Source organism: Ahrensia sp. R2A130 (assembly GCF_000179775.1).
Lineage (GTDB): Bacteria > Pseudomonadota > Alphaproteobacteria > Rhizobiales > Rhizobiaceae > Pseudahrensia.
On the sequence record NZ_AEEB01000017.1, the window covers coordinates 274,363 to 287,662 of the forward strand.

General features: G+C 54.9%; 13 protein-coding genes. 12 read left to right on the forward strand and 1 reads right to left on the reverse strand.

The window, feature by feature from the left end; translation table 11 throughout:
* Positions 1-70: 70 nt before the first annotated feature.
* The 11 genes from R2A130_RS10520 to R2A130_RS10570 all read left to right on the forward strand — a co-directional run bounded on the left by R2A130_RS10520 (position 71) and on the right by R2A130_RS10570 (position 10,345).
* Positions 71-2,026: a long-chain fatty acid--CoA ligase gene (locus R2A130_RS10520; RefSeq protein ID WP_009758030.1), complete on the forward strand. Its 1,956-nt coding sequence runs from the start codon at positions 71-73 to the stop codon at positions 2,024-2,026.
* A complete protein-coding gene (locus R2A130_RS10525; protein ID WP_009758031.1) occupies positions 2,023-2,841 on the forward strand; it encodes an ABC transporter ATP-binding protein in 819 nt (272 codons plus the stop codon). The genes R2A130_RS10520 and R2A130_RS10525 overlap by 4 nt, the downstream gene beginning before the upstream one ends.
* 45 nt (positions 2,842-2,886) lie before the next feature.
* Entirely contained in the window at positions 2,887-3,072 is a 186-nt protein-coding gene (locus R2A130_RS10530) for a DUF3096 domain-containing protein (protein ID WP_009758032.1), read from the forward strand.
* Between the two features lie 10 nt (positions 3,073-3,082).
* Positions 3,083-4,039 (forward strand): branched-chain amino acid ABC transporter permease, encoded by a 957-nt coding sequence (locus R2A130_RS10535; protein WP_009758033.1) that lies wholly within the window; start codon positions 3,083-3,085, stop codon positions 4,037-4,039.
* Positions 4,039-4,386, forward strand: coding sequence for a hypothetical protein (locus R2A130_RS10540; protein ID WP_040305629.1), 348 nt, complete (start codon positions 4,039-4,041; stop codon positions 4,384-4,386). Before R2A130_RS10535 ends, R2A130_RS10540 begins: the two co-directional genes overlap by 1 nt.
* A complete protein-coding gene (locus R2A130_RS10545; RefSeq protein ID WP_009758034.1) occupies positions 4,386-5,465 on the forward strand; it encodes a branched-chain amino acid ABC transporter permease in 1,080 nt (359 codons plus the stop codon). Before R2A130_RS10540 ends, R2A130_RS10545 begins: the two co-directional genes overlap by 1 nt.
* A gap of 107 nt (positions 5,466-5,572) precedes the next feature.
* Entirely contained in the window at positions 5,573-6,880 is a 1,308-nt protein-coding gene (locus R2A130_RS10550; RefSeq protein ID WP_009758035.1) for an ABC transporter substrate-binding protein, read from the forward strand.
* Between the two features lie 94 nt (positions 6,881-6,974).
* Positions 6,975-7,811: an ABC transporter ATP-binding protein gene (locus tag R2A130_RS10555; RefSeq protein WP_198008700.1), complete on the forward strand. Its 837-nt coding sequence runs from the start codon at positions 6,975-6,977 to the stop codon at positions 7,809-7,811.
* A gap of 116 nt (positions 7,812-7,927) precedes the next feature.
* On the forward strand, positions 7,928-8,383 hold the full coding sequence (locus R2A130_RS10560) for a hypothetical protein (protein WP_009758037.1): 456 nt from the start codon (positions 7,928-7,930) through the stop codon (positions 8,381-8,383).
* Positions 8,384-9,070, forward strand: coding sequence for a zinc metallopeptidase (locus R2A130_RS10565; protein WP_009758038.1), 687 nt, complete (start codon positions 8,384-8,386; stop codon positions 9,068-9,070).
* Positions 9,071-9,079: 9 nt separating this feature from the next.
* Positions 9,080-10,345, forward strand: a complete 1,266-nt coding sequence (locus tag R2A130_RS10570) for a phenylacetate--CoA ligase family protein (RefSeq protein WP_009758039.1) — start codon at positions 9,080-9,082, stop codon at positions 10,343-10,345.
* 57 nt (positions 10,346-10,402) lie between these two features.
* Here the strand turns inward: R2A130_RS10570 and R2A130_RS10575 are convergent, their stop codons facing one another.
* Positions 10,403-11,914 carry a bifunctional UDP-sugar hydrolase/5'-nucleotidase gene (locus R2A130_RS10575; RefSeq protein ID WP_009758040.1) on the reverse strand — a complete coding sequence of 504 codons (1,512 nt, stop codon included), beginning with the start codon at positions 11,912-11,914 and terminating at the stop codon, positions 10,403-10,405.
* A 227-nt stretch (positions 11,915-12,141) separates the two neighbouring features.
* On the opposite strand from R2A130_RS10575, the gene hemH reads away from it, so the two are divergent.
* The gene (hemH, locus tag R2A130_RS10580; RefSeq protein ID WP_009758041.1) at positions 12,142-13,209 is read left to right on the forward strand and encodes a ferrochelatase; all 1,068 of its coding nucleotides are present in this window, start codon (positions 12,142-12,144) and stop codon (positions 13,207-13,209) included.
* Positions 13,210-13,300 lie beyond the last annotated feature (91 nt).

A 13,300-nucleotide genomic window follows, 5' to 3' on the forward strand; every position in this document is an offset into this window, starting at 1 on the left:
ACCCGTAAATGGCGCTTGCCACCGGGCATTCCATTGACGAACATGTGCTGTCGCTTGGGAGGGCGGCAACATGGCAACGGACAAACTCGATACATTTCCAAAACTGCTGTTGAGCAACGCGAACAGGTTTTCCGACCGACCCGCGATGCGCCACAAGGATTTTGGCATCTGGCAAACTTGGACTTGGGCGGAAACGCTCACACAAGTCCGAGACTTTTCTCTTGGCCTAAAAGCTTTGGGTTTTGTAGCTGGTGACAAGGTTGCCATCGTCGGCACCAACCGCCCGCGGCTTTATTGGGCGCTAACCGCCATCCAAGCGCTCGGTGGTGTGCCCGTTCCCGTCTATTCCGACAGCGTTGCTGAAGAGATGGTCTATGTTCTCCAGCATGCCGAGGTGCGGTTTGCGGTTGTTCAGGACCAGGAACAGACCGACAAAATTCTTTCCATCAAAGATGAGCTGCCGGAGCTGGAAACCATCATCTACGATTGGGAGCGAGGGCTCGGTGACTACGATGAACCGTTCCTCCACTCCTTCGCAACGGTGCAGGAATTAGGCCGTGGCGCAGACGATGCCGCCCGCCAAAAATGGAAAGACCAAATCAATGCAGGCAAGGGCGAAGACCTGTCGGTCATGCTCTATACCTCAGGTACGACCGGCAAACCCAAGGGCGTTATGCTGTCCTACGACAACCTCGTTATCTCTGCCCGCAACGCAAATGCGTTCGATGGTTTCGACGAAAATGACGAGATCATCGCCTACCTACCGCTCGCTTGGGTTGGTGACCACATCTTCTCCTACGCACAATCTCTGACGTCGGGCTATTGCGTCTGCTGCCCCGAAAGCCCGGACACTGTCACAGAAAATCGTCGCGAGATTGCGCCCACTTATTTCTTTGCACCACCCCGTGTTTTCGAAGGCCTGCTCACCGACATCATGGTTCGGATGGAGGATGCCAGCGCGCTGAAACAGAAGATGTTCCACCATTTTCTGGGCGTGGCGAACCGTGTTGGTGAGAAGCTTTTAAACGGTGACAGCGTCGGCTTGCTGGACAGGTTGCGTTACAAGCTCGGCGATTTTCTCGTCTATGGTCCGCTGAAAAACCGCCTCGGCATGAGCCGTATGAAGGTGGGTTATACGGCTGGCGAAGCGATCGGCCCTGAGATTTTCAGCTTCTACCGTTCCCTCGGTCTGAACCTGAAGCAGCTCTACGGTCAGACCGAAGCCAGCGTGTATATCACCGCTCAGCCGGATGGTCAGATCAGCGCCGATACGGTCGGCACACCTTCTCCGGATGTGGAAATCGAAATCGCCGACAATGGTGAGGTTCTCTATCGCTCGCCAGGCACATTCATCGGCTATTATAAAAACGACGAAGCCACACGCGAGACGAAAAACGCAGAGGGTTGGGTGAAAACGGGCGACGCTGGTTTCCTCGACGCGCAGGGTCATTTGCGGATTATCGACCGCGCAAAAGACGTGGGAAAACTCGCCGACGGCTCGATGTTCCCGCCTAAATATATCGAGAACAAACTTAAGTTCTTCCCAAACATCAAGGAAGCGGTCGCTATCGGAGACGGGCGCGAATACGCAGCCGTCATGCTGAACATCGACCTGCAGCCGGTGGCCAACTGGGCTGAGCGCAACAACATCGCCTATGGCAGCTATCAGGAACTCGCGAACCACCCCAAAGTCTACGACATGATGGGCGATCACGTGGATCAGGTGAACCGCGACCTGGCTGCCGAAGAGCGCGTGGCTGGAGCGCAGATCGCCCGTTTCCTTGTGCTACACAAGGAACTTGACGCGGACGATGGTGAGCTCACCCGCACCATGAAAGTGCGCCGAAGCCTCATCAACGAGCGCTACGGCGACCTTATCGATGCGCTCTACGATGGCTCGTCTGAGAAATTCGTGGAGACAGAGGTGGTCTTCGAAGACGGTCGCAAGGGCAAAATCGCGGCCACTGTTCAGATCCGCGACGCCAAACGACATGCTCCAGAAGCAATGAAAGAGGCGGCGGAATGAACGCTCACGATACGAGCCTCCACGCTGCCGGCGATGGCATTGCGATGGGCGAAGAATTGCTTTCGGTTGATAACGTTACGCTCCGCTTTGGTGGCGTAACGGCTATTGAGGATATTTCTTTCGACATCCTTAAAGGCGAAATTCGCGCGATCATCGGACCCAACGGCGCGGGCAAAACGTCGATGCTCAACGTCATCAACGGCTTCTACCATCCGCAAGAAGGCACGATCCGCTGGCGTGGCGAGACGCGCACCAAGATGAAGCCTTATGAGGCTGCTGCCTCCGGTATCGCGCGCACGTTCCAGAATGTGGCGCTGTTCACTGGTATGTCGACGCTCGATAACATCATGTCCGGTCGTTCGCTGAAGATGAAGTCGAATTTTCTCACTCAGCTTTTCTACTACGGGCCTGCTCGCAACGAGGAAATTGAACATCGCAAGAAGGTGGAAGAGATCATCGACTTTCTCGAAATCCAGCATATTCGCCGTCAGCCCGTGGGCAAGCTGCCCTATGGCTTACAGAAGCGTGTTGAGCTTGGTCGCGCGCTTGCGCTTGAACCCGATCTTTTACTTCTAGACGAACCTATGGCGGGAATGAATCTCGAAGAAAAAGAGGACATGTCGCGTTTCATTGTTGAGGTGAATCGCCAGTTCGGCACCACTATCGCGCTCATCGAACATGACATGGGGGTGGTGATGGACCTCGCCGACCGCGTCGTGGTGCTCGACTACGGCAAGAAGATTGCTGATGGCGAACCCGCCGCCGTGCAAGCGAGCCAAGAGGTCATTGATGCCTATTTGGGAGTGCCGCACTGATGGCTGCTCACGACGCTCACCAGACTTCAGCTTTTGGATATTCAAATGAATTTCATTCGCGATTTAATCGTCGCCGACGCGCGAACCCTTTACGGCTTCATGCTTGTGGCGGGTATTCTACTCATCATGGTTCCAAAGTGGATACGATGGGCCATCGCGGTCACGATGATCGCGTTGGGTCTGGCTGGACTGTTCCCAGACCTTATTCCAACTACGCCGCCACCAACCTAGGGGCCGCGTAATGGATCTCTTCAACCAGTTTTTCGTGGACCCGTTTGTCTTGATGGCAGACATTCCTGACCTGCTCTTGCAAACGGTTTGGGAAGGTTTTGTTTCTGGCGTTCTCTATGCGCTGATAGCGCTGGGTTTTGTGCTGATTTACAAAGCCTCAGGCGTGTTCAACTTTGCTCAGGGCATCATGGTGGTGTTTGCAGCGCTCGCACTGGTGTCGCTGCACGAAGTCGGTGTTCCTGCATGGTTGGCGGTTATTTTGACCCTCGGCATTATGGCGCTTTTGGCCATTGGTGTGGAGCGGATCGTGCTTCGTAAACTGGTCAACCAGCACGACGCTATCTTGCTCATGGCGACTATTGGTCTGACGCTGTTTCTCGAAGGTCTGGGCGAAACTATTTTTGGCGGTGAGCCAAAATCGATGATCACCGAAGAATTGGGTCTGCCCACCGGGGTCAGCGACTGGGAAGTATTTGGCGGGCTGGTATCCTTCCAACATATCGACATCGCAGCCGTGGTAATCGCCGTCATCATGGTGGCTGGGCTTGCGCTATTCTTCAACTACAGCCGCATCGGTCGCGCCTTGCGCGCGGTAGCAGATGACCACCAAGCCGCTCTATCGGTAGGTATCTCGCTCAACCAAATATGGGCCATAGTCTGGTTCGCAGCGGGCGTCGTGGCGCTGGTGACAGGTATCATGTGGGGCGCACGCTCCGACGTGTCATTCGCGCTGGAGGTCATCGCGCTGAAGGCATTAGCCGTTCTCATTCTAGGCGGCTTCACATCCATCCCCGGCGCTATCGTTGGAGGCCTTATCATTGGCATCGGTGAAAAGGTCTTCGAGGTCTATTGGGGTGCAATCTTCGGCGGTGGCGTAGAAGCGTGGTTCGCCTACGTTCTAGCCCTCATCTTCCTGCTGTTCCGACCCCAGGGTCTGTTCGGCGAAAAGATTATCGAGAGGGTGTGATGGTCCGCCAGTCAGCAATATTCATAACCAGTTCTGTAGCATTGGCGGGTTGTTCTGACATCGGGTTCCCCAATAGGGCCGATATTCAGGAGTGCATTGCGTTTTCGCGCCTCTTCGATGTGTACGGTAGTAGTAATGCTGGGGCCAACGTCGCGTTCGCATTTGAAAGAGCAGAACAAAACTCTCCTGACAGAACATTTGAGAGCGAGAAAGAACGGCTGCCATTTTTTGCTGAGCAGCGATTGTCAGGCCGTATCGAAAGCGCTGTGAACAATAAGAAATTCGACGATATCGATAGATACGTAGAGATGTGTATCAGTGAAATTGAAGCTCGGAGCGCCCGCTAATGTTTTACCGCGAAGCAGGGCAATTCAAAACGTCCTACAAGTCCGATTCTGCGATCTTTCCGATCCTGCAGGACCGCGTTGGGCTGGCGATCATTATATTTGTAGCTGCCGTGGTTATACCGGTTTTCGGAAACGATCTGTTCCTCAACTCGATCATGATCCCGTTCCTGATTTTCACCCTTGCAACAATCGGGCTGAACATCCTGACGGGTTATTGCGGTCAGCTTTCGCTGGGCACAGGCGCGTTCATGGGGGTTGGAGCATACAGCTGTTACAAGCTCGCCACGATCTTCCCCGAAGTCTCGATCCTCATCCACATTCTGCTGTCGGGCTTTTTTGCAGCAGCCGTAGGCGTGGTGTTTGGTCTGCCGAGTTTGCGGATCAAAGGGCTGTATCTGGCCATCACAACATTGGCCGCACAGTTCTTTCTCGAATGGGCGTTTGTGCGTGTCGCTTGGCTTTACAACTACAATGATTCCGGCGCGATCCAGAACGTTCCGCAGAAGCTGTTCGGCATTCAGATTACCGGCGCTGCTGCAGAGCCCGTCACCCGCTACATGTTGGTTCTGGGTATCGTCATCATGTTCACGTGGCTTACCTCAAACGTCATTCGCGGACGTATTGGTCGGTCGTGGATGATGATCCGCGACATGGATATTGCTGCTGAATTGATGGGCATCAAACCGCTTAACGCGAAGCTTTCAGCCTTTGCGATGTCGTCTTATCTTTGCGGCGTGTCGGGTGCGATGCTGGTGTTCTTCTGGTTGGGTTCGGTAGAAGCTGAAAGCTTCTCGATCAACCTGTCCTTCCAGATTCTGTTCATGGTCATTATCGGCGGTATGGGATCATTGATTGGCTGTTTCATGGGCGCTGCGTTTATCTTCGTGCTGCCATTGCTCATCCGCGCTGTTACACGCGGGGTGGGTTTGGATATTTCCGGTGCAATGATCGAGCATATCTCGACCATGTCCATTGGCGCGCTCATCATCTTCTTTCTCATTGTCGAACCCCATGGCCTCGCGAGGCTGTGGCAGATCGCCAAAGAAAAACTGCGCAACTGGCCTTTCCCTTACGGTTAGGCAAAACTGCAAACACGAGGGCTGCAAAGCGCTCAACAAAACAGGCGCCGGGAGGGTGCCTCAACGACTTTCCCCGCCACATTGCGGGGCAACACTGGGAGAATGACATGACTTTGAAGAAAGCGATCCTCGGGCTTGCAGCCACCGCCGTATTGGCAAGTGGCGCAGCAACAGCATCCTTTGCTGCTGACGAACACTACATCCCGAACCTGTCTTACCGGACCGGTCCTTTCGCCGGCGGTGGCATTCCTTTCGCCAATGGTTTCAACGACTATTTCACGATGTTGAACGAGCGCGATGGCGGCATTGGCGGCATCAAGGTGCGGGTCGAAGAGTGCGAGACCGGCTACAACAGCCAGAAAGGCGTTGAGTGCTACGAAGCGACCAAAGGCAATAATCCGCTGGTCTATACGCCACTGTCCACCGGCATCACGTTGGCACTGATCCCCAAGACAACGGAAGACAAAATTCCGCTGCTCACCATGGGCTACGGCCTGTCGGCTGGCGGTGTGGGTGAAACCTTCCCTTACACCTTCACCTACCCAACGTCCTACTGGAACCAGATGTCGTCGATCCTGCAATATATCGACTCCACTGCTGAAGGCGGGATCAAGGGCAAGAAAGTCGGTTTCCTCTATCTCGATGCCGGTTACGGCCGCGAGCCGATTCCTGTTCTGGAAGCGCTTTCCAAACAGATGGGCTTTGAGTGGGTCGGCTTCCCGGTCGCAGGTAAAGACATGCAGAACCAAGGTTCGCAATGGCTGAACGTGCGCAAAGAACGCCCCGACTACATGGTCATGTGGGGCTGGGGCGCAATGAACGCGACCGCCGTGAAAGAAGCAATCAAGATCCGCTTTCCACTCGATAAGTTCATCGGCAACTGGTGGGCCGGTGCCAACGCTGATCTCGATCCGGTGGGTGCTGCAGGCAAAGGCTACAAAGCAGCCAACTTCTCTGGCGTGGGAACCAGCTTCCCGGTTATTGCCGACATCCAGAAGCATGTTGTTGATGCCGGTAAGTCTCAGGCCGATGCCGACAAGGTGGGCGACGTGCTCTACAACCGCGGCATGTACAACGCGGTCATCATCGCCGAAGCCATCCGCAAGGCGCAGGAAATCCACAACACTAAGACGCTGACCGGCGAGCAGATGCGTGATGGGTTGGAGCAGATCGACATCTCCGAAGCCCGTCTTAAAGAGCTTGGTCTCGAAGGTTTCACCGGCCCGCTCAAAGGTTCCTGCAAGGACCACGAAGGTGGCGGTGGTGTCTTCATCCAACAGTGGGATGGCGACCAGTTCGTGAAGATTTCCGACAAGATTGCGCCAATGCTCGACGTGACCCGCCCGCTTTTGGAAGAAGCTGCTGCAAAGTACGTTTCCGACAAGCCGGATTGGAAAGGTCAGACCTGCAACTAAGCGTGTAAAGCAGATCTAAGAATTGCAGCGGGGCGGCCTGTAAAGGTCGCCCCGTTTTGCACCACCGATTGAGAGGTCCGCCATGAGTGCCGAAATGAGTACGACGACAGTCCCGGCTACCGAACCGGTCGACACAATATTGGACGTTAACAATATCGAGGTCATCTACGATCATGTCATTCTGGTGCTGAAGGGCGTTTCGCTGACCGTGCCGCGTGGCGGTATCGTTGCTATTCTTGGCGCAAACGGCGCTGGTAAAACCACTACTCTCAAAGCTATTTCGAACCTCTTGGGCGCGGAGCGCGGCGAGGTGACGAAGGGAAACATTCTCTTCAAAGGTGAAGAGGTTCAGTCGCTTTCTCCCAACGATCTTGTGCGCCGTGGCTGCATTCAGGTGATGGAGGGTCGCCATTGTTTTGGTCATCTGACCATTGAAGAAAATCTCCTCACTGGCGCGTTCACCCGCAAGGATGGTGCTGCTGCCGTGAAGGCCGATCTCGAGATGGTCTATAATTATTTCCCGCGCCTTCGTGAGCGGAAGTCGTCACAAGCTGGTTACACATCGGGCGGTGAACAGCAGATGTGCGCCATCGGTCGTGCACTTATGTCTCGTCCTGAAATGATCCTGCTGGACGAACCTTCAATGGGGCTTGCGCCGCAGCTGGTGGAAGAAATTTTTGAAATCGTCAAAGAGTTGAATTCCAACGAGGGCGTCTCTTTCCTGCTGGCTGAGCAGAACACGAACATCGCACTGCGTTACGCCACTTATGGGTACATTCTAGAGTCCGGTCGCGTCGTTCTGGACGGTGAGGGCGCTGCCCTGCGCGAGAACGAAGATGTAAAAGAATTCTACCTCGGTGTCGGAGGCGAAGGCCGTAAGAGCTTCCGCGATGTAAAGCACTACAAGCGTCGCAAGCGCTGGTTGGCTTGATCCCGCATTGCTCGGCAAATGTGCCTAATCAATCGCTCACTCTTGGTTTGACGCGAGCAAGCCCTATTTAAGGGCGAGACGTTTGAACTGAATTCCCGGCGCAACAGGAACGACTGATGCAGACGCAATACCGCTACTCGCAGCAAGGGTTTCGACGTTCGGTCGCCACCGCAGTGGGGCTAACCGCGATCATGTCATTCCTCGTCTGGCTGTTTGCAAGGCTCGCTGGTTTTGCTGATGCGAAAATCATCGCGTCTGTTGTGGCGATCCTGTTCTTCTCGTTCTGCTCTGCTGCCATGATCTGGCGTTATCTGCGCCGTGAAATCGTGGTTGCCATTCGTCCGGACGGTCTCTTCGACGCTCGCCGTTCCAGCCAGGCTTTGCTTTGGGATGATATTCGCGAAGTGAAATTGGGCCGTGCTGAGAACGAGTTTCGGTTGATCCTGTCGGTATGGGAGCGCAGCGGAAAGGCGAAGGATGTAGAGGTCGATCTTTCCGGTCTCGACGCGGATGTGAATGTCATTCTGCAAGCTATTTCCGCTTATCGGGATGTGACAATGGAGGCTGCTTAAGTGCTGCTGGTTGGAATTATTGGCGTGGTGTTGGTTGGTTTTCTGATCTCTGGTCCGCAGCTGTGGGTCAAACGACAGATGCGCCAACACTCTGCTGACCGTCCAGATTTGCCGGGCACTGGCGCAGAACTCGCCGAGCATCTGATCAAACATTTTGGCGTCACAGGCGTCACTGTCGAACAGACTGACGCTGGCGATCACTACGACAGTGAAGCGAAAGCCGTGCGGCTTACCCAGCAGAATTACGAAGGTCGAAGCCTCACCGCGGTTGCTGTTGCTGCCCACGAAGTCGGCCATGCCATGCAGGATCACAATGGCGAAGCCGGGCTCAAACGTCGGCATCGCATGGTCAAATTCGCGATGGCGACAGACAAGATCGCTTCCATATTTTTTCTTGCCGCGCCAGTGCTTGGCTTGTTGGCGCGAACGCCTGCGGCGTTCATCGGTTTTGCAGCAATTGGTATCGCGTTGTTGGCTGTCCGCATTCTCGTTCACCTCGTCACACTTCCCGTGGAATATGACGCGAGTTTTGGTAAGGCGCTGCCAATCTTGAAGGAGGGCGGATATCTTGCAGATAGCGATTTGCCCGCCGCACGCTCGGTACTGAAGGCTGCTGCGTTGACCTATGTTTCAGCCGCCGTGATGAGCCTCATCGATCTGGCGCGCTGGATTCGCATTCTCAGATAGGAGACCGGCATGGCCGATCTGCCAACTAACGATATTCCCATCACCGACATGTATGACGAGATGGACACCCGTGACCCGGAATTGCGTGAGCGCAATCTCTTTGTCGCACTGCCGGAGCATTTAGAAACAGCGGTAACCGGTGCGCCGGGTCTCGCACGGCATCTGGAAGGCCAAAATCTGACAGCGATTACAGACCGTACGGCTTTGGCGACACTACCTGTTTTGCGAAAATCCGACCTTATGAAGGCGCAGCAAACCCAACCTCCTTTTGGCGATTTTGCGGTTGCTGCCAACCTCACCGGAACGCGTGTTTTTGTTTCTCCCGGTCCGGTATGGGAGCCACAGGGGCTAGGTGCCGATCCCTGGAGTGGCGCGCGGGCACTCTATGCTGCAGGCTTCCGAAGTGACGATATGGTGCACAATGCGCTTTCCTATCACGCAACACCGGGCGGGTTCATTCTTGACGAAGCATTGCGGGCGCTTGGTTGCACGGTGTTTCCAGCCGGTGTTGGAGGTACGGAGCAACAAGTTCAGGCGGCAAACCATTTTGGTGCCGTCGCCTATACCGGCACACCGGACTATCTAAAGGTTATGCTCGATAAGGCCGATGAAACGGGCATAGATCTGTCGTCTATCAAGCGTGCGATGGTGTCTGGCGGTGCGCTGTTCCCATCCATGCGCGAGGAATATCGTGAGCGTGGGGTGGACGTGATGCAGTCCTACGCCACAGCGGATTTGGGCGTGATTGCATACGAAACCAAAGGTCCCGATGGACTGTGCGATGGCATGATTGTCAACGAAGGATTGATTGTCGAAATCCTTCGTCCCGGGACGGGCGATCCCGTTGCTCCGGGCGAGGTGGGCGAGTTGGTGGTTACCAATTTTTCCAAAACCTACCCGTTGGTGCGCTTTGCAACAGGCGATCTTTCGGCGGTGCTAGATGAGCCGTCACCCTGTGGTCGCACCAACATGCGTATCAAGGGGTGGATGGGCCGGGCGGACCAGCGCACCAAAGTGAAGGGCATGTTTGTTGACCCCAAACAGGTGGCCGACATCATTTCCAGCCATGCGGGCGCATCCGCCGGACGTCTGATTGTGAGCCGCGATGGTGCAAGTGATTCAATGCACTTGCAGGTGACAGGCAGCGACCTTGATGCCGAAGCCATTGCCTCCAGCATCCGCACCGTCACTGGTCTTTCTGGCACGGTTGAGCTTGTCGATGCGCTGCCCAACGATGGCAAGGTCATAGACGACACTCGCGATTACGAAGCCTGATCCGAAACGCAAAAGGGCCACCCAAATGGACGGCCCTTCGTTTTTATCCGAGGCGCTTTACTTTATGGTCAATCGACCATCGATGCCCGTTTTCAGTGTGCCCAAATCGCGTACACGAGCCATCACCGCGTTTGCCATCAGCTGTGCCGAGTCTGCGTCGATCAACACTTTGCCTTCACGCAACATCGCGTAACCATCGCCACCACGGGCCATGAAGTCGTTGGTCGCTAACGTGTAGGTTGCGGCTGGATCGAGGGCCTTGTCGCCAACCATTACGTCCATAACCCGCGAACCGGCAGGCTTTGCTGTGTCGATGGTTGCCGTCATTCCTGACAGGTGCAGGAACGAACCGGCAGCTTCTGGCGATGCAGCATATCCATGCTCCAGCGCCTTCTGCAGCACTTCGCCGGTTACTTCGAGCTTCACGGTGCCGTTGCCGAAAGGAAGTTCCTCCAGCACATCGCGACGGGTGATAACGTGGCCGGGATCGTATTGTTTATTGCCGCGGATACCGCCCCCGTTAGTGAACGCGACGTCGGCATCGACCGCAACGCGCATGGCGTCTGCAGTCAGGTTTCCGAAAGCGTTTTCCTTGGTGCGAACGTCGATACGAAGTGTACTGAGCGCGACTTCGGAATTTCCTAACTCGACGTCGAGTTCCTTCGATAGCGTGGCTTCATAGCCCGCCACCTTCGCCTCAACTTCTGCGTCAGGCGTTACGGTTGCTGTGTCGATGATGTTCCAGTTCGGCCACCATTTAACTGAGCGACGCCCACGGCTTTCGCCGATGTCGAAGGCGACATTCATCACCGTCACATATTCGGCCTCTTCTTTGGATTCCACCAACGCGCGACGACCATCGAAATAGACGTGCAGCGTGTGATCGTGCCCGGACAGAACGATATCGACGCCTGCACTGTAGAGTAGATCAAAATCTACTTTCTGCGCGGTATGGACAACCGCAACCACAACATCTGCCCCCTGTTCACGCAGCTTTGCGCCCTCGGTCTTTGCCGTCTCTACCGGCGAAGTGAAGGTGATGTTGCCGGGCGATGAGATCGTTGGAGTGGTATCGGTTGTGAGTCCAATTATGCCGATTTTCAGATCGCCAAATGTTTTCATGATGGCGGTTTCGAAACCAGGAATCGGCTTGCCGTCCTGAAATGTGTTGGTGGCAAGTTTCGGAAATTTGCCTTCACTCATGCGCTTCAAAAAGACATCCGGACCAAAATCATACTCGTGGTTGCCCGGTACCAGCACATCTGGTGGTGACATATTGAGCAGTTCGATCATGTGCGCGCCTTTGTCGAAACCTGCGAGGATCGACGGTGACAGCAGGTCGCCGGGATAGACGAAGATAGAATTGCCGCCTTTGGCACGTTCGGCCTTCACCACCGCTGCTAGGCGTGCAACGCCACCGCGTTCCTTGCCGGACATTGTGTCCATGTCTGAGGCTACGATGAATGATACGTTGACCGTTTCGGCGAGTGCAGTTGCCATCGAAGCAACTGACACACCGGCTGCGAGGCCAGCTGCCGCGAAGATTTTGAAGAGTTTTGATGTAGGCATGGGATGGCTCCTTGAGATTGGGCTGCCCTATCGTGCGCCGCACTTCGCAACATGCGCAAGAGTTTGATCGGTTTGTCGACAGGGACAACCGAGAGTGAGGATAGCCGCGACCCTTTGACGGTTGCTCACGCGGGCTTGGGGGGCTAACCAATCCTGCGTGTCATCGGGGAGGATGGCGTCGCAAGCCCGCGTAATCGCGCCATAACTCCGACCACGGACCCATTGCCATGAATGCTCCCGTCAGACCTTCCGCATTTAAGCGTGATCTCTCCGCCGAAGCTTTTCCGCCTGAACATCCGGCAGTGAATTTTGGCCGCATCGGCGTCCTTCTTGTGAATCTCGGTACGCCTGACGGTCACGACAAAAAGAACATGCGGAAATATTTGAAGGAGTTTCTGTCCGACAGCCGTGTGATCGAGACGCCAAAGATCATCTGGTGGCCACTGCTGAACGGTATAATTTTGAATGTGCGGCCCAAGAAATCAGGCGCGCTATACGCTTCCATATGGAACGAAGAATTGGACGAATCGCCACTGCGCACATTCACACGTTCGCAGTCTGACCAGCTCACCGAACGCATGGGCGATGTCAGCCATCTCGAGATCGACTGGGGTATGCGATACGGCAACCCGTCTATTGAAAGCCGGTTGAAGGCACTTCAGGAAAAAGGGTGCGAGCGCATCCTGATCTTCCCGCTCTACCCGCAATATTCCGCTGCTACGACGGCGACCGTGAACGATAAGGCCTTCGATGCGCTGAAAAAAATGCGCTGGATGCCAGCCACACGGACAGTGCCAGCCTATCATGACGATCCGTCATATATCGATGCGCTTGCGATCTCGATCCAGAAGCACCTCGATAGTCTCGACTTTAAGCCGGAACATATTGTGGCGTCCTATCACGGCATCCCGAAGAGCTACTTCACCAAGGGTGACCCGTATCATTGCCATTGCCAGAAGACCTCGCGTCTTTTGAAAGAGCGCATGGGCTGGGATGAAGGATTTCTCATCACAACATTCCAGTCCCGTTTTGGGCCGGAAGAATGGTTGCAGCCGTACACTGACAAGACCGTTGAAAAGCTGGCCCATGAAGGTGTGAAGCGCATTTGCGTGGTCAACCCGGGGTTCTCTTCCGATTGTCTCGAGACCTTGGAAGAGATCGCAGGGGAAGTTCGTGAGGAATTCGAGGATAATGGTGGCGAGCACTTTAGCCACATTCCATGCCTCAATGACGGGCCGGAAGGTGTCGATTTGATCGAGACGATCGTGCGTCGAGAATTACAGGGCTGGATTTAACCGTTCTGCCGAAAGCAGCCGTCTATTCGTCGGATTTTATTGAAAATAATCGCTGCGCACCCCATATTCAATCAAAAGGGAGATTGCCGAC